Annotated in this window: 20 protein-coding genes and 1 tRNA gene; 9 read left to right on the forward strand and 12 right to left on the reverse strand. The window is 59.0% G+C overall.

Annotated elements, in window-relative coordinates; translation table 11 throughout:
• The first annotated feature begins 7 nt into the window (after positions 1-7).
• The 4 genes from pepN to AC1RRP_RS12550 all read left to right on the forward strand — a co-directional run bounded on the left by pepN (position 8) and on the right by AC1RRP_RS12550 (position 4,221).
• Complete coding sequence (pepN, locus tag AC1RRP_RS12535) at positions 8-2,698, forward strand: aminopeptidase N (RefSeq protein WP_493036661.1); 2,691 nt, start codon at positions 8-10, stop codon at positions 2,696-2,698.
• Between the two features lie 9 nt (positions 2,699-2,707).
• Complete coding sequence (locus AC1RRP_RS12540; protein WP_493036663.1) at positions 2,708-3,730, forward strand: class 1 fructose-bisphosphatase; 1,023 nt, start codon at positions 2,708-2,710, stop codon at positions 3,728-3,730.
• Positions 3,731-3,740: 10 nt separating this feature from the next.
• Positions 3,741-3,816: transfer RNA gene (locus AC1RRP_RS12545), tRNA-Thr, on the forward strand.
• Between the two features lie 225 nt (positions 3,817-4,041).
• Entirely contained in the window at positions 4,042-4,221 is a 180-nt protein-coding gene (locus tag AC1RRP_RS12550) for a hypothetical protein (RefSeq protein WP_493036665.1), read from the forward strand.
• 27 nt (positions 4,222-4,248) lie between these two features.
• On the opposite strand, the gene AC1RRP_RS12555 is transcribed toward AC1RRP_RS12550, so the two are convergent.
• Both AC1RRP_RS12555 and AC1RRP_RS12560 read right to left on the reverse strand, forming a co-directional pair.
• Positions 4,249-5,538, reverse strand: a complete 1,290-nt coding sequence (locus AC1RRP_RS12555; RefSeq protein WP_493036667.1) for a gallate dioxygenase — start codon at positions 5,536-5,538, stop codon at positions 4,249-4,251.
• A gap of 44 nt (positions 5,539-5,582) precedes the next feature.
• The gene (locus AC1RRP_RS12560) at positions 5,583-6,557 is read right to left on the reverse strand and encodes a Bug family tripartite tricarboxylate transporter substrate binding protein (RefSeq protein ID WP_493036669.1); all 975 of its coding nucleotides are present in this window, start codon (positions 6,555-6,557) and stop codon (positions 5,583-5,585) included.
• A 159-nt stretch (positions 6,558-6,716) separates the two neighbouring features.
• On the opposite strand from AC1RRP_RS12560, the gene AC1RRP_RS12565 reads away from it, so the two are divergent.
• Positions 6,717-7,619, forward strand: coding sequence for a LysR family transcriptional regulator (locus tag AC1RRP_RS12565; RefSeq protein WP_493036671.1), 903 nt, complete (start codon positions 6,717-6,719; stop codon positions 7,617-7,619).
• 199 nt (positions 7,620-7,818) lie between these two features.
• Here AC1RRP_RS12565 and AC1RRP_RS12570 read toward each other — a convergent pair whose 3' ends face one another.
• Positions 7,819-8,073 (reverse strand): helix-turn-helix domain-containing protein, encoded by a 255-nt coding sequence (locus AC1RRP_RS12570; RefSeq protein WP_493036673.1) that lies wholly within the window; start codon positions 8,071-8,073, stop codon positions 7,819-7,821.
• A 128-nt stretch (positions 8,074-8,201) separates the two neighbouring features.
• Between AC1RRP_RS12570 and AC1RRP_RS12575 the strand changes: the two genes are divergently transcribed.
• A complete protein-coding gene (locus AC1RRP_RS12575; RefSeq protein WP_493036675.1) occupies positions 8,202-9,521 on the forward strand; it encodes a hypothetical protein in 1,320 nt (439 codons plus the stop codon).
• A 295-nt stretch (positions 9,522-9,816) separates the two neighbouring features.
• Here the strand turns inward: AC1RRP_RS12575 and AC1RRP_RS12580 are convergent, their stop codons facing one another.
• Positions 9,817-10,401, reverse strand: coding sequence for a recombinase family protein (locus AC1RRP_RS12580; protein ID WP_493036677.1), 585 nt, complete (start codon positions 10,399-10,401; stop codon positions 9,817-9,819).
• 472 nt (positions 10,402-10,873) lie between these two features.
• Here AC1RRP_RS12580 and AC1RRP_RS12585 point away from each other — a divergent pair, with 472 nt between their 5' ends.
• Entirely contained in the window at positions 10,874-12,373 is a 1,500-nt protein-coding gene (locus AC1RRP_RS12585) for an SIR2 family protein (protein ID WP_493036679.1), read from the forward strand.
• 8 nt (positions 12,374-12,381) lie between these two features.
• Positions 12,382-15,216 (forward strand): AAA family ATPase, encoded by a 2,835-nt coding sequence (locus tag AC1RRP_RS12590; RefSeq protein ID WP_493036681.1) that lies wholly within the window; start codon positions 12,382-12,384, stop codon positions 15,214-15,216.
• A 12-nt stretch (positions 15,217-15,228) separates the two neighbouring features.
• On the opposite strand, the gene AC1RRP_RS12595 is transcribed toward AC1RRP_RS12590, so the two are convergent.
• A complete protein-coding gene (locus AC1RRP_RS12595; protein WP_493036683.1) occupies positions 15,229-16,854 on the reverse strand; it encodes a DUF6538 domain-containing protein in 1,626 nt (541 codons plus the stop codon).
• 302 nt (positions 16,855-17,156) lie between these two features.
• Here AC1RRP_RS12595 and AC1RRP_RS12600 point away from each other — a divergent pair, with 302 nt between their 5' ends.
• Positions 17,157-18,545 carry a tyrosine-type recombinase/integrase gene (locus AC1RRP_RS12600; RefSeq protein WP_305617734.1) on the forward strand — a complete coding sequence of 463 codons (1,389 nt, stop codon included), beginning with the start codon at positions 17,157-17,159 and terminating at the stop codon, positions 18,543-18,545.
• Positions 18,546-18,806: 261 nt separating this feature from the next.
• Here the strand turns inward: AC1RRP_RS12600 and qatD are convergent, their stop codons facing one another.
• From qatD to AC1RRP_RS12635, 7 genes are read right to left on the reverse strand one after another with little or no spacing between them, the layout of a single operon-like run.
• The gene (gene qatD / locus AC1RRP_RS12605; RefSeq protein ID WP_305617732.1) at positions 18,807-19,556 is read right to left on the reverse strand and encodes a Qat anti-phage system TatD family nuclease QatD; all 750 of its coding nucleotides are present in this window, start codon (positions 19,554-19,556) and stop codon (positions 18,807-18,809) included.
• A gap of 13 nt (positions 19,557-19,569) precedes the next feature.
• Positions 19,570-20,937, reverse strand: a complete 1,368-nt coding sequence (qatC, locus tag AC1RRP_RS12610) for a Qat anti-phage system QueC-like protein QatC (RefSeq protein WP_305617730.1) — start codon at positions 20,935-20,937, stop codon at positions 19,570-19,572.
• Positions 20,934-21,824, reverse strand: a complete 891-nt coding sequence (gene qatB, locus AC1RRP_RS12615; protein WP_305617728.1) for a Qat anti-phage system associated protein QatB — start codon at positions 21,822-21,824, stop codon at positions 20,934-20,936. Before qatB ends, qatC begins: the two co-directional genes overlap by 4 nt.
• The gene (gene qatA / locus AC1RRP_RS12620; RefSeq protein ID WP_305617726.1) at positions 21,824-23,767 is read right to left on the reverse strand and encodes a Qat anti-phage system ATPase QatA; all 1,944 of its coding nucleotides are present in this window, start codon (positions 23,765-23,767) and stop codon (positions 21,824-21,826) included. Before qatA ends, qatB begins: the two co-directional genes overlap by 1 nt.
• A gap of 18 nt (positions 23,768-23,785) precedes the next feature.
• Positions 23,786-24,409 carry a poly-gamma-glutamate hydrolase family protein gene (locus AC1RRP_RS12625; protein WP_305617724.1) on the reverse strand — a complete coding sequence of 208 codons (624 nt, stop codon included), beginning with the start codon at positions 24,407-24,409 and terminating at the stop codon, positions 23,786-23,788.
• Positions 24,410-24,445: 36 nt separating this feature from the next.
• On the reverse strand, positions 24,446-25,708 hold the full coding sequence (locus AC1RRP_RS12630; protein WP_305617722.1) for a type II toxin-antitoxin system HipA family toxin: 1,263 nt from the start codon (positions 25,706-25,708) through the stop codon (positions 24,446-24,448).
• On the reverse strand, positions 25,698-26,030 hold the full coding sequence (locus AC1RRP_RS12635) for a helix-turn-helix domain-containing protein (protein ID WP_305617720.1): 333 nt from the start codon (positions 26,028-26,030) through the stop codon (positions 25,698-25,700). The genes AC1RRP_RS12630 and AC1RRP_RS12635 overlap by 11 nt, the downstream gene beginning before the upstream one ends.
• Positions 26,031-26,049: the final 19 nt, after the last annotated feature.

Consider the following 26,049-nt stretch of genomic DNA (forward strand, 5'->3'; position numbering starts at 1 on the left):
AATCACCATGCGTGAAGGACAAGCCCACGTCATCCGGCGCGAGGACTACACCGCCCCAGCCTACTGGATCGACACCGTCGAGCTGAGCTTCGACCTGGACCCGGCCAAGACCCGCGTGCTCAACAGGATGACGCTGCGTCGCAACCCGGCCATGGCCCCCCAGCCCCTGCGCCTGGACGGCGAGGAGCTCAACCTCGCGCGCGTACTGGTCAACGGCCAGGGCACGAGTTTCAAGATGGACGGCAGCCAGCTGGTTCTGGAAAACCTGCCCGAGGGTGAGGCGCCTTTCGAACTGGAAATCTTCACCACCTGCGCCCCGGTGAAGAACAGCAAGCTCATGGGCCTGTACGTGAGCAACGACTCTTTCTTCACGCAATGCGAGGCCGAAGGCTTCCGCCGCATCACCTATTTCCTGGACCGTCCGGACGTGATGGCCAACTACACGGTGACCCTGCGCGCCGACAAAAAGAAATACCCGGTGCTGCTGTCCAACGGCAATCTGGTCGAGCAAGGCGATCTGGAAGATGGCCGCCACTTTGCCAAGTGGATCGACCCCCACAAGAAGCCCTGCTATCTCTTCGCCCTGGTCGCCGGCCAGCTGGTGGCGCGTGAACAGCGCATCACCGCGCGCAACGGCAAGGACCACCTCTTGCAGGTCTTCGTGCGCCCGGGTGACCTGGACAAGACCGAGCACGCCATGAACTCCCTCATGGCCTCCGTGGCCTGGGACGAGGCCCGCTTCGGCCTGCCGCTGGACCTGGAACGCTTCATGATCGTCGCCACCAGCGACTTCAACATGGGCGCCATGGAAAACAAGGGCCTGAACATCTTCAACACCAAGTACGTGCTGGCGAACCAGGCCACCGCCACCGACGCCGACTATTCGAACATCGAGAGTGTGGTGGGCCACGAGTACTTCCACAACTGGACCGGCAACCGCGTCACCTGCCGCGACTGGTTCCAGCTCAGCCTCAAGGAAGGCCTGACCGTCTTCCGCGACCAGGAGTTCAGCCAGGACCTGGCGGGCGACCTCTCGGCCCGTGCCGTCAAGCGCATCGAGGACGTGCGCGTGCTGCGCACCGCCCAGTTCCCCGAGGACGCCGGCCCCATGGCGCACCCGGTGCGTCCGGACTCCTACATCGAGATCAATAACTTCTACACCGTCACCGTCTACGAAAAAGGCGCCGAAGTCGTGCGCATGCAGCAGACACTGACCTCGCGCGAAGGCTTTGCCAAAGGCATGGCCCTGTACTTCCAGCGCCATGACGGCCAGGCCGTGACCTGCGACGACTTCGCCCAGGCCATAGCTGACGCCAACCCCGGCTCGGAACTGGCGCGCCTGCTGCCGCAGTTCAAACGCTGGTACAGCCAGGCCGGCACGCCGCGCCTGGGCGCCAGCGCGCAGTACGACGCTGCGACCCGCAGCTACACGCTGACACTGAGCCAGTCCTGCGCCCCCACCCCGGGCCAGTCCGTCAAAGAGCCTTTTGTCATCCCGGTCAGCCTGGGCCTGATCACGCCCGACGGCCGTGCCCTGCCGCTGCAGCTGGAGGGCGAGGCCGAACCCGGCCCCAGCTCACGCACCATCGTGCTGACCGACGCCTCGCAGACGCTGCGTTTCGTCAACGTGGATGCCGAGCCCGTGCCCTCGCTGCTGCGCGGTTTCAGCGCCCCCGTGGTGCTGGCCTACGACTACAGCGACGCGCAGTTGCTGGCCCTGCTGGCCCACGACACCGACCCCTTCAACCGCTGGGAAGCTGGCCAGCGCCTGGCGGTCAAGCGCGCACTGGTCTTCATCCGCGGCAGCGCCCAGCCCGGCGAAGCCAAGGTGCTGGATGCCGCCTACATCGACGCCATGCGCCAGGTGCTGCGTCACCCCACGCTGGACGCCGCCTTCAAGGATCTGGTGCTCACCCTGCCCGCCGAGACCTATATGTCCGAGCAGCTGGACGTGGTGGATCCGCAGCGTGTGCACGCCGTGCGCGAATCCATGCGCCAGCAACTGGCACTGGAGCTGCGCCACGACTGGGCCTGGGCCTATGAGGAACACCAGGCCACCGGCGCCTACCGTCCGGACGCCGTCTCCTCGGGCCGCCGCGCCCTCACCGGCCTGGCGCTCACCATGCTGTGCCTGGCGGCCCGCGAAACCGGCGATGTGATCTGGCCCGGCAAGACCTACCAGCGTTTCAAGGACGCCGGCAACATGACCGACCGCTTCAACGCCCTGGGTGCCCTGGTCAACAGCGGCCACGAACTGGCCAGCCAGGCGCTGGAGCGTTTCCACGCCCTGTTCAAGGACGAAGCCCTGGTGCTGGACAAATGGTTCGCGCTGCAGGCCGGCAACTGCGACCGCGGCGGCCAGGTGCTGCCGGCCGTGCGCCAGTTGATGACGCACCCGGACTTCAACCTGCGCAACCCCAACCGCGCGCGCAGCCTGATTTTCAGCTACTGCAGTGCCAACCCCGGTGCCTTCCACCGCGCCGATGCCGCCGGTTATGTCTACTGGAGCGAACGCGTGCTGGAGCTGGACGGCATCAACCCGCAGGTCGCCGCGCGCCTGGCGCGCGCGCTGGACCGCTGGAAGAAGCTGGCCGAACCCTACCGTCACGCCGCGCGCGAAGCCATCGCCCGCGTGGCCGCCAAGCCCGACCTGAGCAACGATGTGCGCGAGGTGGTCACACGCGCCCTGGCTGAATAAGGAACATCCATGTCTTCCAAGATTTCCCTCACCCGCTACCTGGTCGAGCAGCAGCGCACCCACGGCCACATCCCGTCCGAGCTGCGCCTGCTGCTCGAAGTGGTGGCCCGCGCCTGCAAGAGCATCAGCCAGGCTGTCAACAAGGGCGCGCTCGGTGGCGTGCTGGGCAGCGCCGGCAGCGAGAACGTGCAGGGCGAAGTGCAGAAGAAGCTGGACATCATCGCCAACGAGGTGCTGATCGAAGCCAACGAATGGGGCGGCCACCTCGCCGCCATGGCATCGGAGGAGATGGACGACATCTACGCCGTACCCAACCGCTACCCCCTGGGTGAGTATCTGCTGCTGTTTGATCCCCTGGACGGCTCCAGCAACATCGACGTCAATGTCAGCATCGGCACCATCTTCAGCGTGCTGAAGAAACACAATGACGACCCCAAGACCGTCGAACCGGTCAGCGCGAGCGACTTCCTGCAGCCGGGCAAGCAGCAGGTGGCCGCCGGCTACTGCGTCTACGGCCCGCAAACCACATTGGTGCTCACCGTGGGTGACGGCGTGGCCATGTTCACACTGGACCGCGAGCAGGGGTCCTTCGTCCTGACGCAGGAGGACGTGAAGATTCCGGAAGACACCAAGGAATTCGCGATCAACATGAGCAATATGCGCCACTGGGACGAACCGGTGAAGCGCTACATCGACGAATGCCTGCTGGGTCAGACCGGCCCGCGCGGCAAGGACTTCAACATGCGCTGGATCGCCAGCATGGTGGCCGACGTGCACCGCATCCTGACCCGCGGCGGCGTCTTCATGTACCCCTGGGACAAGCGCGAGCCCAACAAACCCGGCAAGTTGCGCCTGATGTACGAAGCCAACCCCATGAGCTGGCTCATTGAGCAGGCCGGCGGTGCCGCCACCAACGGCCGCCAGCGCATCCTCGACATCCAGCCCACCAGCCTGCACGAGCGCGTCAGCGTGATCCTGGGCTCGAAGAACGAGGTGGAGCGCGTCACGTCCTACCACGGCGAGAAGGTATAATTTCGGCTTCGCCGGTGTAGCTCAGTCGGTAGAGCAGCTCATTCGTAATGAGAAGGTCGGGTGTTCGATTCATCTCTCCGGCACCAAACAGAAACCCCGCCAGTCGCAAGATTGGCGGGGTTTTTCCTTGTGCCAGCCGGAACCGTGCGACGCCCGGCAACGAAACCCCGGTTCAGGCAGAACTTGTACCGCCAGCGTGACTTTTGACGCACTGTTGGCGGGAAAAGAGCTGGCTGGCCGTTGACCTGTCCGGCGTGTGCCGCAGAATGGCCAGCTCTGCCCCGCAGGCAGGATAAGGTGTCCATCAAGCCATGCCCCTCACTGCCCAACCCTCCACCGAAGACGCTGCGAAGGAAATCGAAGCGATGGCCCGTGCCGCAGCTTTGCTGCTGGATGTTGGCGACCTGAAGAGTTCGGAAAACGTGGCCCGCCTGCTGCTGGCGATCGAACAGCGTGCAGCCGAACTCGCGCGCAGTGCAGCAGCGGCCTGAGCCCGCCTGCCGGGACCGGGGCAGCAGCTACTTGCCCTCCACCCAGTCCTTCTTGCCCGCCTCGGTGCTGGCCACCGAGTACAGCACCGGCGAATTGCGCGTCTTCTGAAAGGCCTCCAGGCTCTCGCCGCGCATGGCAGCGTAGATGTGCAGGTTGGACACACCCACCACCGCGCCCAACTTCTCCAGGCCGAAGAAAATGCAGCCGTAATGGATCAGGCCGCGCCAGTCGCGCCCGCGCAGCAGGGTCTTTTCCTTCTCGCTCAGGCCAGCCTGGGAAAAACTGGCTTCCTCGTCCCGTTTGAAGGCCTCGCGGTGCGCAGGGACCACCATGTCGTGCAGGAACTTGTTGAGGCGGTAGGCCTTGACGCTGCGTGCCAAGGTGTAGGGGTAGGTGCCCTGCAGGCGTTCGGCACCGGCGAGTTGCTGGGCCATGTGCGCGCGGTGGCGATCCACTTCGCCTGCCACGGGACCGGACGCCAGGTTTTCATAGATGGCTGTGGCGATGCCGGTCATCGAGGGCAGGTAGTAGGTCTGGTGGACCTTCTTCACCTGCGCGGACAGCGCGCCGCGCATGATGAGCCACATGATGATCTCGGCGCCTTCCACGCCGCTGAGCTCGGCCAGTTCGGCCAGCGTCATCTCGGAGATGCGCACCGGGTCCTTCTCGAACAGGTCCAGGAACCGCATGTCCCAGGGTGTGTTGTTGAAACCGGCACGTTCGCCGTGCACCTGGTGCGACAGCCCGCCCGTGGCCACGACCACGACCTTGAGGTCTTCGGGATAACTCTCGATGGCGCGGCGCAGGGCCTGGCCCAGCTTGTAGCAGCGCCGGGCCGACGGCACCGGCAGCTGCAGCACACCCACCTGCAGCGGCACGACCTGCACCGGCCAGCTGTCCTGCGTGCGGTCACACAGCATGGACATGGGCGAGAAGCAGCCGTGGTCCAGCGGCTTGTGCTGGAAGAAGGACATGTCGAACTCGTCAGCCACCAGCGATTCGCCGATGTGCCTGGCCAGGGCAGGATGGCCGGGCAGCGGCGGCACCGCGCGGGCGCCGCCGCCCTCATCGGCCACGGCATGGCTCTCACCCACGCCCAGCGCGAAGGCCGAGTAGTGGTCGAAGAAGAAGGAGGTGATGTGGTCGTTGTAGATGACGAACATGACGTCCGGCTTCTTCTCGTCCAGCCAGCTGCGAATGGGGCCGAAGGCCTCGAAGATCGGGCCCCAGACCGGGTCGTCTTTCTGGTTCTTGTCGGCCGCAAAGCCGATGGTAGGGGTGTGCGAGGTGGCAATGCCGCCGATGATCCGGGCCATGTCTGTCCTTTCGTTTGCGGGTGTGTCTGGTGCAGGAGGGCCGGTCAGTCCAGCGCGGCCTGCGTTTTCAGGATGACGGCCGCCTGGCGAGCCGACTCGGCCTGGATGTACTGGGCAAACTGCTCGCCCCTCAGGGGGGAGAGTTCGTAGCCGAAGGTCAGGTACTTTTCCCTGATGTCCGCTTCGCCGAGTACCTTCTCAATGTCGTGGGTGATCTTCTGCGCCACGGCGCGCGGCAGCCCCTTGGGCACGGCCAGGGTCGTCCAGCCGCTGACCTCGAAGCCTGCGGGACCGCCAGCTTCGGCCACCGTCGGCACGTCCTTGTAAGCGGGGATACGACGCGGCGCGGCCACGGCCAGGAACTTGATCTTGCCCGAGCGATAGAGCGAGCCCGCCGTGGCGCTGGTGCCAAAGGCGAAGTCCATATCACCCTGCGCCACCGAGGTGTAGAGCTGGCTCGTTTCCTTGAAGATCACGTGCTGCATCTCGGTGCCCGTCACGGTCTCCAGCAGGGCCGAGCCCAGGTGCACCGGGTTGCCGACCGACCAGGAGCCGTAGTTGAGCTTGCCGGGATGGGCCTTGGCATCGGCGATCAGTTCCGCTGCGTTCCTGTACTTGCTGTTGACGGCCGTGGTCAGGAAGAAGTAGGTCTTGAACAGGGGCAGAAGCGGATCGAAATCGTTCTTCGGGTCGTAGGGCAGCTTCCTGAACAGGTGCGGGTAGGCCGTCAGGTGCACGTTGTCGAGCTGGATCAAGTCATGGCCATCATTGGCACCGCGCTTGAACGCGTCGATGGCGATGAAGCCATTGCCGCCCGGACGGTTTTCCACCACGACCGGCTGGCCCCAGAGGCGGGAAAGCTTGTCGGCCACCATGCGTGCCACGCCCTCCGGGCCGCTGCCGACCGGGAAAGGCGTGATGATGCGCACGGGTTTGCTGGGGAAGTTCTGGGCTTGTGCGGCCAGCGCCAGGGTCAGGCCCAGGGCGATAAAAAGCTGGGTCGCCATCGGTTTGAGCATCTCGTTTCCTCGTTATTTGATATCGGTCAATTCACTCCGGGGAGCGGGCGCGATTCTGCGCAATCCTGGGCCTGCTGCCCAGATGCCAGTTTCGCGCTCGCGATAACATCTGGTTATCGCGATGACGATTTCGGGACTCCCGACCGCCCTGCCTCGACCATGAAACTGAGCACCCTGCAGGCCCTCGTGGCCGCCATCGAAGACGGCAGCCTGCGCAGCGCAGCACGTCGCCTGAACGTCTCGCAGCCTGCGCTGACCAAGATGATCCGCGAGCTTGAGATCGAGCTGGCCGCTCCCCTGCTGGTGCGTACCTCACAAGGCGTCTTGCCCACCGCCCAGGGCCAGGTGCTGTTCGAGCGCGCGCGAAAAGTCGCCAAGGAACTGCAGGCCGCCACTGACCAGATCAGCCAGCTGGGCGGGAACATGCGCGGCGAACTCAATATCGGCGCGGTGCCGGTCGCGGTGATGCTGCTCATACCGGAAGCGCTGCGCACCTTCGGACGGGAATTCCCCGACATCCGGCTGCGCGTGAGCGAAGAACTCTATTTCGCCCAACTGCAGCGCCTGCGTTCCGGCCAGGTGGACATTGCCGTCAGCGGCATCCCTGCCGGCCTGTCCAGTGGCGAATTCGTGACGGAAGAACTGATGAGCACCACCATGGTCGTGGTGGTGCGCAAAGGAAGCCCCAGGGCGAAAGCAAAGAAACTGGCGCAACTGGCGGATGCCCCCTGGGTCTACACCGGCTCGGCGACCGACACCGGCTACGCCAAGCAGCTGTTCGAGAGCCATGGCCTGCCGGCCCCGCCTCTGGGGGCCGTGGTCAATTCCACGCTCACGCTGCTGTCGCTGGTGGGCTCGGGTGACTACGTGGGGCTGTTGCCGCGCCAGATCGCGCAACACCCGCTGACTGCGCCCCACATCCACGTGGTGCCTATTGCAGAGGCGGGACTGCCCCTCAAGGTCGGCGCCATCATCCGCAGTGATTCGGTCGTCTCACCGGTGATCAGGCATTTCATCGCACATCTGCACCGCGCGGCACACCAGTTGAGCCAACAGAAATGAGGGAGTCGCGGACCTTCGGTCTGGCCAAGAAAAAAGCCGTTGCACTTTCATGCAACGGCTTTTTTTTGTTGGCGGAGTGGACGGGACTCCTGCCGTAACCTTGATTTCCCTAGGGAAGCAGCCTCAAAAACCACGTGCAGTTACACGGTGTGATTCACAGTTGTGGATCAAGGCCCCAGTATATCCAGCCGCTCCCCCCTCAGGCAGACGGATCAAGTGGGCGAACCAGCTCCGAGACGGCCACATCGAGCGCATAGGCCAGCCTAGCGATGTTGTGGAGGGACAAATTCCGCTCCCCACGTTCGACTGAGCTCACGTAGTTCGTATGGAGGTCTGCAAGCTCCGCGAGCCGCTCCTGGGTCAGGAGACGCTTCTCCCGAAATCGACGCACTGTAGCCCCAAAAACGACCTGTGCACGCTCTTTGGATGGCGGCTTGTGGATGGTCTTGGGCATGACCCAAGTCTTCCCAAACACACACTATGAGTACACACACTATGAGTTTGATTTGTGGCAGACTCCTCCCGGGAAAGTCGCAGGGAGTGCGGGGTTGAAACCACGGCGAGGCCGTCTGCGGCTGAACCATGCTGCATTTCAACTCTACGGAAGGCTACAGGATGGTCGGCGAAATTGTTTGCAAATTCAGCTTCCGGTGTGACCGGAAATGGGATGAACTCAAAGCCATCGACGGCAGTGACAAGACTCGCTTTTGCACTGTTTGCGAAAGCCCTGTCTACATGACATCTTCCTACGAGCAGCTTGTGGAAAATGTCACCAAGAAGCGTTGCGTAGCCATTCGAGTTCCTCATCGAAGCGATGAGGATTTGGACGAACTCTCCACCCCATCGGGGATGGATGAAGAATATATCGGCATGGTACTGCCGCCGAGCGGCTCATCGTCGCCGAGAGTCGATCCGGCTCTCACTTGGTCAATACGCGAAGTTTTGGAGAATGCGGCTACGGTGGAGAAGCTGACGCGCAGAGGCTTATCACTTGTCGGCGACCTTGTTCAACTCTCTGAAGAGCCTCTTGTTAGCGAAGCCTCTTTGACAAGGACCGAGGTCGAAGAAGTTAAGGAGGCACTTGCATCTCATGGCTTTACCCTTGGCATGACCGTTGAGAATTGGGAAAAACTCGGCGTGGGAAGTTCCAACTTAGACGGATACTCTTTCTCAGACTCAGAGATCAACCTGCTCACAAACACTTTTGTAGGAATGGGAAAAGCCAAGGGTGTAGAGATTGCTCTTCAACTGGGCCACGGGGGTCGATTCGCTGGTGTTGTAGTTGAGGTGGCACGGCCTGGAGGCTCCGGGTTAACTCCCGTGGCTCAGATTCAGTCCGCCCCCTTCAATAACAGCGTTGTGTTCTCACCGACCTCTTGTGGAGACAATGGGCAACTGGGTCCTCAACTGGCATATCCGACGCTTGCAGATGCAGTGAAATATGCAGCAATCTTTGCCGGAGCAGTAGTTGATGTAGGCCGAAAAGGAATTGTTGAGACAGCGACTAACACAGAAGACCCGGGCAAAGATCGTGCAAAAGAAGTCCTGACTTTTGTGGAATTGGCTATTCTGGATGCGCTCTCTAAGCAAATTGGAGAACTAGCGAAAGCACCCGGCTGGCTAGAAGTCAACGAAGGCTTTATGCCTAACGCTGCATCTGCATCTGTCGGCTACTCCCATGATGGCCAACCCGTACCGCTTGGCTCTTTTGTCATCACACGAGAACCGGGTGGAAAGACTTTCTGTTCAATTCGAGGTATAGACACGAGCAGTAAGTTTCCTGGACCTGACTATCACCCTAGTCTTCAAGACGCAGTGAAGTTCTCCATTCCGTACTTCGTAGAGGTGGCGACGAGAACTTCACCCCATCTCAATATACCTTGGTGGAAACGCTTGTTTTAGTCTTGCCCTATTCACGGCCTAGAGGTAGTGCTCCTAGTTGCCGCTGTTGTGGGTTCCGCGTCTCTATAAGGTAACTCTAAGGGGGTGACCTCACTCCATTAGTTCTTGTAGCCTGGGTTTCTGTCTACTCTCGGACTCTAGCTATCTACGGCCTGCTCTGGGCACTCTGTGGTCAATCCTAGGGGGAGTACTCTGACTCCGGTTCGCTTCGCTGCCTTCGTCAGGCGATAGATGCGCGGCACCCAGGGAAATTGGCGAGCACTTTTATCTCTATATGCACCGAATCTGTACCGAATCAAGATACAGGCTCAGCGTCCCGAATGCGCATGACCGTCTGGCGGCTGGTCTTGAATTCCCTTGCAATCGCAGCCACAGGAAGCCCCCTAGAGAGACTCTCTTTCACTTCTACCACTTGGTCTGGGGAAAGGCTCTGTGGCCTGCCTAAGACCCTTCCTTCGGCCTTGGCGCGGCTGAGACCCGCTTGGGTACGCTCTATTAACAAATCACGCTCAAACTCGGCTACAGCCGAAATTACGGCCATGGTCATCTTTCCGGCTGGGCTTGTAAGGTCCACCCCACCCAGGGCCAAGCAATGGACCCGCACCCCCATACCGGCCAGCATCTCAACGGTGGAACGGACATCCATTGCGTTCCGTCCAAGCCGGTCGAGTTTCGTCACCGCAAGAACATCTCCGGCCTCCAGCTTGTTGAGCAGCTTGCCGAACCCTTCGCGCTCTTGGGCTGCCACCGACCCGGAAACCGTCTCGGCAATGATCCTCTGCGGGGACAGGTTGAAGCCTGCGGCGGCAATTTCATGAATTTGGTTGTCCGTGGTCTGCTCAGTCGAGCTGACACGGCAATAGGCGAAAACACGAGACATCACTCGACTCCATGTACAAAAAGGACGTCCGTATCATGAGACATGTCCAAAATAACCGCAAGCTAATTTCCGTACATTACACTCAGGTATGTCCGGAAACGGTCGTTTATGAACTCTCCTCTCACGCGGGATAGCACTACGGTGAGGGTAATGGGGGATCTATCAGGCTAGCTGGTTGGACTGGGGCCTCGCAAAATCACAACAATTTTTCATCTCAGCTTCTGAATCGAACAAGGTTTGTATAGTCGAGCACGTACACAAAGAATATTTGCCCCAGTCAACACGAGCACTCTTGGCACAAGGGCCATAGACACGCGGGCGTTAACGGGAGTCACGCTCAATGTCAGCAACGCCACCGCATCAGTTTCCTGAGGTAGTCGGCATTACAAACCCCAGCCCGATACGTCCGACGCTACTCATCGGAGCCGGGATGTCTCATTCATTGGTACCCCTGGCGAGTGATCTTGCCTGCATGGTCGCATCCAAGCAAAAAGAGCTTGAAAAGCAACTAGGGGTTCCTGCACGCTCACTAATGGATCTGGCCACAAATAAGGAAAAGGCTCTCTACAAGTGGGCTGGCGAAGTCTACGAAGAGCTCTTGAAACTTGGAAGCAAAGAATTTGAAGCAAAATACCAAATCGCCCAAGTCCTAGAAGTCACTAACGACCCCTGCTGGACTGCCAATGCTAGGGTCCCATTAAGAGGAACCACCGGACGCCATCGGGTAATCGCACGACTTGCAAGAGAGGGGCGATGGTATGCGCTATGGTCCCTCAACTGGGACATCTGGCTAGAGCGTGCGTTAAACAGCGTCGGGATTGGTAGCCGGAAGGAAAAGGAGACAAGTCCTTTGCCTCTTCCCCCAACTTGGATTCGCTGGTATGAGTCTTGGACGCCGACTGGCTCGATAACGAATCAGGACGCTCAGACAATCGTCGTTTATAAGCCTCATGGTTGCGTTAAGGCGCTCTTAGATGGTGATGGAACCTTTGTCCTTACAGAGGACGAATTGGAACAACGCCTCAAGGGGCAACCTGGCAACGTCAAAACGGAGCTTGAAGATTGCTTTTCTAAACATTCGCTAATTGCTGCCGGCTGGAGGGCATCCGAGCAGTATCTTCAGGAGTTCTTTCGGATTTCGGCCACCAAGAGACATGCCGGTGCTGGGATCACGATCATTGATCCCTACCCCAACCACGATGGCCACAGCAGGCTAATCGATGCGTACGGGAAAACTCGGGCCGATACTGTTTGCCAAACACACTCAGATCAACACCCTAACCAATTCACAACTGATGATCTGTTTCTTTGGATGCAGACTTTGCACGGCCTCTCATGCTTGCAAAACGTCAGTGACGAGAAGAACGCCCTCGTTCTTAAAAATTGGCTAGACCGATATCGCCACCCACAAACGAACGACGAGAAGCTCAGATACCTGATGGAGTGGTTTGACAACTTCCTAGGCGTCTGGTCGATGGTTTGCTTTAACAGCGAGAGCCAATCCTTCATATTCGGGCAACCGATCAGTTCAAAAGCAATCCCGACCCACCGAAGAGACGAACATATTCCTTGGGACTATCAGCATACAAAACGCAACGACTTGATCGCCGCATCGAACCTTCTCGTACATCTTGGCGACAAAGAAGAAACAATTCACAAATGGGATTTCTTGCAGTACCCCGGGGCCCTATGGGACGAAACCAATCTACATCTAGTGGTTCCAGTTCCCTCATGGCGTGCAGGCAGCAAGCAAAGCCTCGCGGCACTCAAACCACTTGCAGAAAGTCGTCAATGGGCATATCAAGGAAGAATCAAGAAATTATCTATGCTGGGTCTCCACCACGAAATAAATCCGTCAGCCCCAACGGATATTGATATGCAAAACTGGCGTTACGAGCTATCAAGACTGTCCCGCAACGTTAAACACGCAACGCTGTCGAATATCGAGTGGATATCACTTAGCGACCTGTGAGGTGAAACATGAGCATCCTTGAAACACTTGAGAGCTGGCTCAAAGACCAGTACCAAAAACAACTTGGCATAACGCTAGCGAATAGTCCGGACCCAACTTCTTCGGCGGTATGGCTATACCCGCATCGCACCGAATCGCAAATTGCGGAATTCCTTGATGCCGATCTCGGCACCTGGTTCAAATTCATCGTCCTCTCAGAGGCCTCTCAAACGCGAAACGTCGTAGCCAGGGAGATTCAGGAAGCCTTGTCGGAATGCTCACAACTGCTTCCAAGAAGTGGATTGCAGAAAGGCCGATCCGACGAATATGGAAGTTGGACAATCTCCTTGATCTTTCTCGTGCAATCCGCGTGCGTGGAGGAATGGGACAACGCCATACAGAACCTGCGCTCGGAAAGTGGATTCACAGAAGAAATTGCAATAGATCGAATTGTCTATACCGACGAAAAGGCTCTTGCAATACAACTCGCGGCTGGGCGCGAGTTGCCTCAGCTTCTGCTCTCCAGCAGAGGGCTTTTACAGCTGCCGGCAAACAAAATGCATGCATGGCTGACCGCAGATGCGGAAATAGAAGTCGTCTTGGATCAGCTTCCAAGTCGGTTCAAAGAATCGGCCGACAAGGAGCTTGTTACCAGAATGATTGCTCAGGTTCGAACGGAGAGTCCCACAGGGTTAAGAGGAAGCCTACCTGATCGACCTCGCAAAATCAGTTCGATTGAGATCGAGAATTTTCGAAACATCTCCGACTTCAAGCTACAACTTAAAAGTTCTCAGAGGCCCGTAAACATCAACATCATTTACGGACCAAATGGGACGGGAAAGTCAAGCATTTTTGAGGGAGTGAGCTTGGCGGTAGCTGGCACATCCAGGCGAATGAGCCAATATCTTTACGACAAAGACATAAGACAACCTTCCATACAAAAGTATTTTGATTCAGTCTTATCCCCGTTCAACACAAATACATCCCCCCGGATCATCTGTGATGGAGAGCGACTTCCACTCCATGAACAGAACGACCTCATCAAGGCGGATGCGGACCTGGAACTCGTCGACGGAACGCTCTTGGCACAAGAGGATGCTCGACAATTCGTTTCCAAATCTGGAAAGTCACTAGGACTCACCGTGCTCAGCGGCTACTCGCGCTTGGCCCAAACTCTACAGAGCTACTGCGAGCGCGAGTATCAGTCTGCCAATGGTCAGCGACAAGACTGGCTGCGCCAATTTGGAATCATGGCGTCTGTTACTCGCTCGGACAGTCGACTCACCAAGCTTATAGATCACTTTCTCTTGAAGCAGGTACCACCAGGCTCGCAACAAATTGCACATTGGCTGGAGGCATTTGCGAAGCTCATGCCAAGTCAAAGAATTGCTGCGCAGTCTCTCGCAGCAATTTGGTTAGACGTTGATGGGAACAAGCGACGTGAAACATTGGCTCGGCGTCTGATCGGCATGGAGGCGCTCGGCGCCACCGATGAATGCCAGTCCGCTATTTCGCTGTGGATTGAGGAACGAGATTCAGTTCTGCATTCTGTCAAGAATTTGATAGATTCAATTGAGTCTGAACTTCGATCCCTTGCTGAACAGCGCTCAGAGATTTCTGAAGACCTGACAAATTGGCAGGCATGGCTTGGTAGTCAATCGCCACTTGAAGTATCTATAGATATAAAGGAGGCAAGTTCTGACGAGTTGACCTCTCTTCGGAAACAACTAGATGACCTCAAATCAATCGGAACGAGTTTGAGTGATCAAAGGCAGCACCTTATTCAACTTTCAAGCACCTTGCTCCCATCGTGGATAGAGCGTCACCCTGACACTTGCCCAACATGCCATTCAGATCATCACGAGCGGGGTGGGATTTTGAACGTTGTTCGGGAAATATCGGATGAATTGGACAAGAAGATTCAAACAGCGCGGAAAGAATACTCCGACAAGCTAGCTGAACTTCGTGCAACTGAAAAGAGCAGAACGCGACTTGGACAGTGCCCAATATCCGAAAATAGAAGAACACATCTAAGCAAACTGCTTGGCTTAGACAGCGAAGGTTACGCCACGCTGGAAAGCGAACTGAAAGGCGGTCACGTCGTTTCAGACTACATGCAAATGATCGATTCGCTTCTCGCGATGCCACCACTCCCTATATCCAATGACTCCGTACAAGTGGGCAAACAGCTTTGGAAATCTGTTGAGACCGAGAATGCGCGGGGATCTGCCCTCTGGGACTTGCCGACACGGTGGGCAAGGATTCGCGACACGGTCGACAAAGAATGTCTTTCAATAGTCAAGCGACATCTTCCCCGCACCTTGGAAGCGGTATGGAACGAGTTAGCCATGACACTCACGCCGGCGAGGTGGAATCTCGTAGATACACCACAGATGGTTGCAGAGACAAAACGAGGCGCCGAATCCCTCAAAGTCGTTGTTGGCACAGACTCTCGACAAGTTGAAGTGCGCCACATATTTAATGAGGCAGAGAACCATATTCTTGGTTTGGCTTGGTTCTTCACCCGCTATTTGTCATCGGGACGATTCAGGAACTCTCTTATCTGCTTGGATGACCCGGCGCAAGAGATGGACCAAACCACCTTTCGCAGTTTTGCCCGGCTTCTTCAAAAGATTTGCCGACTTCACGGGCGCCAGTCCATAGATTTGTCCGTTGTTCTGTTCCTGCATCAGGAAGATCGTGCACTAGACGCAGCACGCGCAACGCAACATCAACTTACGACACTAAAGTGGGCGAAGCAGATAACTTCCAGAACCGCGGTGGAGCATCTATTTCTTCTTAGTCCAGACTTTAAGTCTCCACTACCCAGCTTGCTGTTGTCTTCCCAGAATGTCCCCATCTAGATTGACTGGCTCTCATCTCTTGCTGACACGGGCCAACTGCGACAGAGGAAATTTCAACAACTCTATGACTGGTCTCAACCTCTCCGCTTCTCTTCGGATGGTCGCGGAATATACCCTGCGCCCAATTCCGTCACCTGCGTGACCAATAATCGCATCAGCCTGCGCCTCCTGCGCCCCAGAAAGCCGAAGCTCAGACGCCACAAGATGCCTAAATGAGTGCATTGATTTGCTGTGCGTCTTGAAGCCTTTCCGGCTTTTGAAATCACCGAACCATTTTGAGAACTGTCCGCCCGCACCGTTCTGCCCATTTCTAGGCAAAAGTGGAAACAGATGCCCCTCCTGCAAGGACCTCACATACTCCGGCAGGCCTAGCCTTACCAAATCGGAATGCATCGGCACAGCACGCCAAGACCCGCTTGTCTTGAGCTTCTGAGCCCTTTCCGCATCTGAGCGAAACTCGATCACCTCTTGACCCAGTGTGATATCCAGATCGTCCGTCCAAAGCTGGGCAATTTCACTGACTCGCGCCCCGGTGTAACAAGCAATTAGGGGGATCCAATACGCTGCCGCACCGCCCGCTTTGCGCTCAGTCGGTAGTCTCCCCTCAGTCCAAATTGGATCGTCAAAGAGCACCTTCAACTCAGAGTGCGTCCAGGGCTCTCGCCCCACTGACTCCTTCCCACCGACCTTTACGATCAAGCGCTCAAATGGGTTCCCTGAAATCCATCCCTTATCCCTAGCGACGTTCACTAAGGCCCGGACACTCACTAAAACGTTATCTGCAGTATTTGCAGTCTTTCGGTTCTTGATTGCCCATTCTTGGAGCTTGTCTCTGAACTCGATTGCTCCCGTCTTGTCTATTGACTCTAGAAACGGGTCACCCATCATGTCCGCGAACTGCTGTGCATGGCGGGCAAAGGTCCCCGCCGTCTTTTCGGATCGCTGTATCTGCCGCCATACATTCAAAGCATCGTTTATCGTATGACCAGTCTCCACGATTCGGCGGGAGGAGGATTCCCGGTTTTGTAAGAGCACATCTTGCGTGAGCGACCCCAGCAATTCTCGCCTGCGCTTGAGTAACTCGACTCTTACGGGGAAGGTACGACTCACGTCTGTAAGCGCCTCCAAACGAACCTCGTACATTGACACGATGTGGGCCAGCAATTCGGCATCAACAAGCGGATTCCTTGCGTAGCCCATTTTGTCTAGCTGTTCCTCAGCCCACTCTGGAACAGTCCCCTCCTTCAAGGCCTCTCGGTAATCCCAAATGTGTTCCTTGAGCGACGTTATCTTCTCTGGACGTGAAGCACCCGATACCCTGCTGCACTGAGCATCAACCACTGTAAGCAGCCGCTCAAATCTGGCCAGCAGTTCACGCCGTAATACAGGCAACTCGACACTGAGAGGTTGAGATTCCCCGGTTCTCATTTCATCGAATTTGCGGGACCAATCAGCCTGTAGTGCTTTGGCCTTCGTATTGGCCTCACGCAGATCAGCCGTTCGCAGCGAACATCGAATGGCCCAGCCGCTCGGAAAATGCTGGAGAAGATCGGCTGGTGCCCTGAGTCCGAATTGGTAGATGCCTGAATCGGCTCGGCGGTGAACGCCCGGAAACTTGGTCAAGATTGCTTTGGTCACACGGCATCATTACACGGTTCTTGATGCTGCGACCCTGCGTCAGAACCTCGTTCTCAGAGGGAGGCGCAAAGAAAAAGGGCCAGCGGGTAAGTACCTGCTAGCCCTTTTAGGTGTTGGCGGAGTGGACGGGACTCGAACCCGCGACCCCCGGCGTGACAGGTGAGTAATTGCGGATTTCCCTGGACGTCCCAGGATCGAAAATACCCATACAAAACAATAGCTTATATCGTTTTCTTGTCCGCGATCGTTCGGCTGGATACACTGAAATCCACCGATTTTTAGGACACGGCTAGGACACGGAAATGGCGAAGCTGACTGTACGCGGCATCGAAGCGCTCAAGCCCAAGGACGCCGGCTACAAGGTCACGGCCGACCGCGGCCTCTACCTGCGCGTGGCCCCGGACGGCACCAAGACATGGCTCGTGCGCTACGTCGTTGCTGGCAACCAGATCCAAGCTCGCCTACCGCGTCCATATGGCAGCAGCGGCACTGATGGCTACATGTCGCTCGCCCAGGCGGTGACGGAGAACGCGCGCATTCAGTCGCTCGCGCGGGACGGGGTCGATTTTCAGGTGCAGCGCGCGGAAGCCGATCGTGCGGCCGCAGAAGCAAAGGCTGCAGCGTTGGCGGCTAATGCTCCTTTCCGCACGTTGTTCGAGACCTGGCTGGCCGACGGCGTGAGCCGTAAGGACGCCAACGCCGAACTTCGCCGGACTTTCGAGAAGGACGTCCTGCCCACCATCGGCGACACGCCGGTGCGCGAACTCGGCGACGCCCAACTACTCGACCTCCTTCGTAACGTCGGGCGCAAACGCGGACGAGCCCGAACTGCGGAACGCATGCTGACAGAGATGCGCCAGATGTTCCGCTGGGCCATCAAGCGCCAGCCCTGGCGCTTGCTGCTGGTCCATGGCAACCCGGCCGAGTTGGTCGAACTGAAGCAGGTCGTACCGCAAGGCTACGAGCCGGGCATCCGTGAACGCACCCTTTCTGCCAATGAGATCGGGGAGCTTCGCGACATCTTCGCCAGCATGGCGACCACCTACGAGGCTGCGAAGGACAAGCGGATCGCAGACAGGCCGGTACTGCGAGAAACGCAGTTCGCTTTGTGGATCTGTCTCGGGACCGGCTGCCGCATTGGTGAACTGCTCCAAACCCGCTGGGAGCACGTAGACCTTGAAAAGGCGACCTGGTTCGTTCCGCGCGAAAACACCAAGACGCACGTTGACTGGCAGGTCTATCTATCTGATTTCGCGCTGCGACAGTTCAAAGCGCTGCATGAACTGACCGGCAAAGCCAATTGGTGCTTCCCTGCCAGCCAACAGGAAGGCCACGTCTTCGTCAAAAGTGTCAGCAAACAGGTCGGCGACCGCCAGACCCGGTTCAAGAACCGCAAGCCACTCGCGCATCGAAGGAACGATGACTCGCTGGTGCTGGCTGATGGCAAGAACGGGGAATGGACGCCGCATGATCTGCGCCGAACCGCCTCCACGATGATGCAGGCGCTGCGCGTCAGCCCAGACGTAATTGATCGCTGCCAGAATCACGTGTTGCCGGGCAGTAAAGTGCGCAGGCACTATCTGCATCATGACTACGCCGAAGAAAAGCGTGAGGCATGGAGGCTACTCGGTCAGCGCCTTGATGCGATCTTGACGGCCAGCAACGTAGTGCCGCTGCAGCGGGCGGCTTAGCCAGGAGCCGCGGCAACGCCACCGCGCTGTGCCCTACGACGTGGAGCCCACTCAATCGTTTCCGAGGGCCGGAAACCCGCATGAATGCTTGCTTTGAGGGGTCGTTGCATCGTACTTTACCGTCACTTCTACCGTCGAAAAACGAGCGCTTTTGCTGGCGCGGGAGATGGACTCGGTTTGCGGGACGGCTACTCCAGCCCATCCATCGTCAACTATCGAAGCCTACCGTCTCCACCAGACAAGCCTCTTCCCCTCAACGGGCTATTTGAGCAAGCTTCGCAAATTCTCGCGAACAGCGGCCGCGACCTCGACAGCCGGTAGCCCGTGCAGACGCCCCAGGCCCTCAACCACGAGCGACACGTCCGCCGGTTTCGATGGCCGTTCACCGGTCTTCGTGAACGGGCCGTCTGTCTCAGTCAGCAACCTGTGCAGCGGAATGACCCCGACCATCGGCGCGTGGCGCTCATTGTCCAGCATCGCAGCATTGATCGAAAAGAAGCAGCCGAGATCAAGCGCACGCTTCGCTTCGCTCTTGGTTCCCGTGAACCAATGGAGCACGATCTTGCCGCGCGCGGATGGCAAGTACGCCTCAACGTGGTCAAGAACCGCCTTCGCGGCACGGATGCTATGCACCGTGACGACTTTGTCGCCAGCTTCGGCGCAGCGCTGCAGGACATGCTGGAACACCTGCTTCTGCAGATCGAACGATTTGTAGAAGCGCGGACCAGCATCGAGGCCGACCTCACCAACGTAGCGCGTTTCTGACAGGTGCCTGTCCCACAGATCCAGTTCATTGGCCCGTTCGGCCACCAGTTGCGGATGGAGGCCGAGTGCTGCGCGCACGTGTCGCGTGCGCTGCGCCAGTTCATGGTTGCGCGGCCAGGCCCTCGGGGTCGTCGTTACTGCCAGCGTGAAGACGCCCGCTTGGTCCGCTTCCAGCACCGCAGCTTCGTGGTCCGGATAGAGGTCGAGATGGCAGTGGAAATCCACAAGCCCTGCTGCGGCGGTCATGAGCGATCCAGCATCAGCTTGGCCTTGTCTCGACACCATCGATCAAGCGTGCAACTTCGTCGAGGCCACGACGATAAACATCAGCGAGTTCGTCCAACCGCGCGACTTCGTCGGTCAGTGAGCCGGGCTTGTGAATGAGAAGGTTCGCGAGCTGCGGATGTCCACGAAGACGCTCGATGGCGTATTGGAAAGACCGTATCTGTTGACCCGTCGACTCTCGGGTGTCCAATGCCTTGGCACGGAGATCAGACACCGTGTAGGTCGTCTCATCTTTGCCGGGACCCCAAGCCCTGTCCAAGGCAGCACGCCTGATCAAGCACGGCAGGCAGTAGCCGCAATGTTCGATGCCAAGCCCCTGCCAGCGCCCCTTCGTGGGCGACGAACAAGACAGAGAGTCTGGCGCGAGCCTGGCCAGCAACGCGGGGTTCTCGCAAGCCGATGCCATTTCACCCTTGGTCTTATCCCAGTACGGGTTCTCAACGCGGCCGTTGATGCCCAACTCCGAGAGCAAGTCGTTCCAGCGAGCCATGTAGTAGGGGTGAGTGGTGCGTGTGCTGTTCGAACCCAAGCGCAATGGATCTAGCGGAACATTCAAGGCGATCAGCCCATTCTCGGGCACGCGCAAAGTGAAATCCTTGCCCAGGCCGGTCCCGGCAAATACCCCAAGCGCGAAGAAGAGGAACGAACGCCCGCGCGTGGTGTTCTCCGACCCGACATCTTCGACCAGCCCGTCATCGAACGTCATGCCAACACGCAGACGCTCAAAAGACGACTTGTCGTAGTTCTTCTTCAATCCGGAAAAGAGCTTGCCCTGAGCATCGCTGGTGGCGCCTTCGCCGAAGTGACTCACCAACAGCGGAGTCGACCCGCGATGCAGCAAGTCGATGGCACCGATCAAACTGTCCAGGCCGCCCGAAAACAGGCTCACTGAGTCGAACGGCGGCGCAAGTAGGGTGGGAGGCGCATCGCTGGCGATAGTGGCGAATCTGTGCGGACGCGCCCTATACCCGACCGTCCAGCGGTCACCAGTCAGGAAGTTCAAGGCCTTCGTCAGCGTTGGAGTCGCGGCGGTCCAACGCGTCGGATCGCTCACTGGCACGACCAAACGAATCTCCCGGGTCCACGAGTCCTGCGACTGCTCGGCACGGGAGATGCGGGTGTCGGCTGCATGGACATGCGCTGCGACGACCAATAGGTCAATTCCAATCTCGGACGGGAAGATGCCCAGCTTCTTCAAGCTTGTGAGAGCGCTCCCGATGCCGTGATCAAGCGACTTTTCGCCAGCGACCATTTGAAGCAAGGTCCGCTGCTCGTCCGCGGCCATGGGGATGTCGACTTGATCGTCAGGGCCAAAGCGGCCGGCCAGAAGTTGCCGTTTCATTGATCTGCCTCCGCTTGGCCGAGGGTCTGGAGGATCGAAAACGCCGATTCGTACACCGTGTCCACGAACGACTGGATACGCTCCGGGGTCAGATTGGGCGATTCGGCGCGCGCCCTCGTGAGCGCATCACTTACTCCGCCACGGATGAAGTCACGTAGTTGCGCTTCCACCTTGTGGGCAGCCTGCACATCCGTGGGCATGGTCACGGCCTTGGTGCCGATGTCGTTGCAAATGCGCGCTTCGATCGCATGCGTCGCATACAACTCGAACACGGTTTGCATCTGGTCGGGTGTGAAGGTCGAAAGATCGGTCAACCCCTCGGTGGCTAGTTCGATGATCGTCTCGATATAGGCTTCTCGCGCGATTCCCTCGTCGACTGTGCCGGCTCCTGGGCAGATGTAATCGGCCAAGCCGACAAAGATTTCTTGGATTGGTCTCCCCGCAAGCGACTCGAGGTCCAGCGAGCGCAGCGCTTCACGCACGCCTCTGGCTTGGGCATCCGCAAGAAAGCCCAGCAATCTCGCACCAGAGCCCCGCGAGGCCCCCATGCGTTGCGCCGCTTGGCGCGCACCACCCGCCGACGTGGACACATATCGAGAGACGGCACGTCCCAAGTTGACCCGGTCACTACCGCCCGATCCGGCAAACCGCGTGAAACTATTGCGTGCGCCGGAGAAGCGTTGAGGGTCAGCGGCTGCAGGAATGGACGGGCGGCTCGGCGCGATGGGCGGCGCGCCTCCGTCACCAGGTGAAACGCCGTCGCCTGCAGAGCCATCACCTCCGGCAGGCGATGCTGGCGGCGCGGCCCCACCGTCAGCACCTCCCAACCACGAGGGGATCAGTGGCGTCCCGCCCCCTGGGCCGCCGTACGCTGTCGAAGTTCCCATCAGCGAACCCCCTTCGTGTCTTTGAGCGCCAGTTCAGCGGTCGCTTTGAGCGTGGGGTTGTTCGTTACCTTGCTCCAATCCGTCAACAGCTTGGTCAGGCGGGCGACGCAATCCGGATCCTTGATGACACCCTGCCATCCGCGCACGGCCCATGGCCCGCACTTGCTGCTCGGCAAAGCCTCCAGGAAGTCGAGCAACTTCCCTTGCAGTCCGGGCTGAGCCTTCACCAAGACGATGAGGCCATCGACGCCAGGTGGCATCGTGTCGAAGGTCCCAGTGCCCATGATCGTAGTGCGCACGGCTTCGAATACCTTGTCTGCCTCTGGCTGGGCCAATTGCTTCAACTCGGCTTCATAACCTTGAACCATCATCTTCCCGCCGAACAGCTTCTCCACCACGCTAGCTAGGTGCCCCAACACCGACACCGCCCCGAAGTAGTCTTTCTTGTCCTTCGTCACAAACAAATATGGACGCAGATCGACGCCGGACAGAGTTGGCTGCACGCGGGCCCAATCACAAACCGTATCAGACGATTTCCACTCCGACAGAACAGCGTTGTCAGAGATGGGCACAGGCGAGTCCGGTGGCTTCGCCCCCTTGCTCGTTCCTTGCGCGCTTGTCTTACCGTCCGCGGCCAGACTCTTCTCTAGCGCCTCAAGGTCATCGCAGAAGCCTTTCGGATGGACTGCCGCGACGAATGCGATCTGCTCGAACAGTCGGGGGATGAAACGCTCGGCGAGCATCAGCTTTGCCAATACGGGCAACGTGATGTCATCGCCGAACCCCCGTGCCGTTGCCGTCCGTTCCCGGAGCAACAGGGTGTTCAGGAATCGTTTGATCTGGCGCGGGTTGCCCTTCACCCCACTCGCAAGGATGGGGCCGATTTGGTCACTGAGGGCGAGCGCGTTGTTGGCTTGTTCGGCCTTCTCCCCAAGTGCCGCCTTGACAGTCGCTGCATCCAGTCCACCGCTTGCCCAAGGACGCTTGAGGCGTTCACGCGCCACCTCGATGAGGTTCGAGTAGGCAGCATCCCCGTCGCCGATCTCCGCGCCCGTCAACAACAACGTCACGTAGATGCGCGTCTCGGTCTCACCCAAAGCCGGAATGCGAAACGGCACTTGGATCAGTTTTTCCAGATAGTTCCGGGCATAGTCGCGCGGGCCCGTGGTCTCGGGTAGATCCGGAAAGTGCTTGCGCACCGCATACTCGATCATCGCCTCATCGGCGGCGACCACAAACGCGGTGCGCGCGGTAAACACGAACAATCGGATCGCTTCAAGCGTCTCGATGGCAGTATCTGGCAAGCAGCGATCAAGGTCATCGATCAGCACGACGAGCTGCCTAATGCCCGCATCCTTCAGAAGCTTATCGAAGGCTTTGCGAAAGGCTTCGACCTCCTCTGGGACGTTCTTGGTTTCCGCAGGCTTCAACATTTCCTTCACGCCATCAATGGCGGACGTGAGGTTTTCTTTCGTCGCCAGCTTGCCAGGGTCGGCAAACATGCCTTCGAGCGTCCCCAGAACGGCACCAATCTGGTCCGGCGTCGGAATGCCGGTGAATGCGGTCACCGCCAAACCACCTGCGCGCTTTGCGACCTTCAACCAATCGATGCGATTGAAAACATCCTTGACCGCACCCCCAGCCTTCGTCAATGCGGGGCGCTTTTCGACCAGGCCAGTCACGATGCCCTCGATCAACGCGATCTTGGCATCCTCGAACCCCTGGAAGCGCCAACCGTTGAACTTCAGGCAGAGCACATCGTCCTGACCCGAGAACCCGGCCTCGATCATCTCCAAGACGCTGGATTTCCCAGCGCCCCAATCGCCGTGGACACCGATCGTGACTGGATGGTCCGGTTTCTCGCGCAACAGTTCGATGATGGTCTTGGCTATCGCCTCGTTGTTGAGCAAGTCAACTTTGGTTTCGTTGTCGGTCAGAATCATTTGTTTCTTCCTCCCCAGTTAAACCGCCGGCAACGCCAGCAACACCGACCGGATGGCCGCAGAGATCGCCTCTCGCGGCCCGTGCAGCCTCAGCGCCATCGTCATCTCGATCTGCACGCCAACGCCGCGGCGCCCACGATTGCAAATATTTTTTGGATCGGTTGCCGGGAATTGGTGCCCCCGCAGCCGGGTATCGATACCCAGATCAGCGATGGTTTTCGCCACAGCGGCCTTCAAGGGCTCGTCTAGGCCCCCGACAAGGGCCTGTTGAACGTCGCCAGCACATCCGTGTAACGCGACCACGTGATCGCAGCTGGACAGCAACTCCAGACATCGCGGCTCATCAAACCTATGACTGGTCAGGTGAAGCGCGGAATAGTTGCCGGCATGGCGAATTCCTTCGAAGATGTAGAGATTGAAGTCCGCCCCTGCAACGTCGCGTGCAACGTCCGATGTGTATTGCTCGATGCTGCCCCCATGGGGGGCTATTACGGCGACGGTCGAACCGGCGTTCGCCCGCACATGGACTCGGTAATCGGTGCCTTCGACCTGAGCGGTGGCCAAGTCCGTGAAGCCCTTGTAGTTGTCCGCGGGGCTACTCATGACATCTCGATGTCGTGAGAGGATGGGTTCGAACGGCATGTTGGCGTGGCCAAAGATGCAAGCCGACATGGCGCCTCACGCATCGGGACGCCTTTCGAAGAAGAAGCAGTCAGGCAGGATGGCCGGGGCGATGTAGTCGATGTCCTCTGCCGAGACACCACAGGCGAAGAAGCTTTCGCGCCAATGCCGGACGGTGTCGACGAGTCGAGCGATTTGCCCGCGTGCCTCTTCAGCCGACAAACCGAAGCGCCCCGCCTGCGACAGCAAGTTGTAGAGACTGGCCGTGCGGCCGTAGTCGCCGACAGTCAACGCCAGATCGCGCCTCTCCAGGCTCACTACGGGCGCGGGCACGAGGTCGTAGGCCGGCGACAACCGCCATCCCTTTTGCCTGCGCAGCAGAGCGTGGTTGCGAGGATGATCATCGTTGTTGGTCACGGCAGCATTGAAGACCATCCGCCTGAAGAGTTCGGCACAGTCAGCTTCCGGCTTGTCAGACCATCGGCGCAAGTTGTCGGCCAGCAGCGGGTAGGACCAACGTTCCCGGTCCAGGTGGCTATCGCCGCAGTCGAGCACTGTCAGGCCACTGACGAGACCGAAACGCAGGTAACCCTTGTCGGTGTAATCGCGATCGAACCGCTGCAGCATCAGCACGTCGCTCTCGCCAACCGTCTCCAGCCGGGATTGTGTGACGTTCAAGCCGCATCTCCGAGCCAAGTCGAGCGTCGCAAATTCGACCCGCTGCAGATTGAAGCGGTCATCTCTAGCGGGAAACTTGCCGAGCCAGAGACTTTGCGCGTCCTCGATCGTGGCCTTCGGCCGCGCACCACCCATGCTGGTGCCAGGATCGAGCTGTTCGAGCAGATGGGCGGCCACTGGGCGCCCCTCTTCGATCGCCTGCGTGGCCGCGATCAGCTCGGCCAACTGGTGCGTGCGGTTGTACTGGCGCTTTGGCGCGGGCGGTTCGGCCTTCAGCCCAAAGCTCAGGTACCCTGCCCCGTCTTGCGGACCATGTAGCAAATAGTCGATTTCCTGGAGGTCAGCCGCGCTGCGCTCGAGCTTGTGCTCGATCACCCGCCGTCCCCAGGCGTCGGGACCGGCGTCTCGAACCGCACCGGGAATCCCCTTGAGCTGGGTGAACTCAAAGACTTCCTTGGCAAGAGGCAGCTGGAACGGATCGAGTGCAACCGCCTCTTGGCGCTGAAGGTAGCGGTCGCCGTAGCGAAACCGCCCTATTTGCATGCCGTCGGGCAGCGTCTGCACCCTGAGCAGCGCTGCCGGCACCGTTTCCAACGTGCCGGGTAGCTGAATGTAGACATAGGCTTCGCGCTCAGAAGTCATAGTCGTCGCTCGCCTTCCGGACCTTGCCCGCCCGCGTAGGGCGGCGCGACGCTTCGAGCGCCTTGCCGTGGAGATCGCTGTCGGGATCCGCAACAGGGTCCAGAGACTTGTCCAGGCCGAGTGCCCACAGTACCGTGAAGCACACGCCGATCGCCGTACCTGGCTTACCGAGTTCCAGCGCCGTGAGGGTGTTTCGGTTGATACCCGCCTTGCTGGCGAGATCGGCGACCGACCACCCGCGCCGAATCCGCGCCACCCGGATGCGCTGACCCAGCTGGGCAACCCGCTCGGTGGCTTGCAGTGGCATCACGAATTTGCTCATGAAATTAGGCATTCTCTGT

The organism is Hylemonella sp. GW821-FHT12C09, from assembly GCF_058807395.1.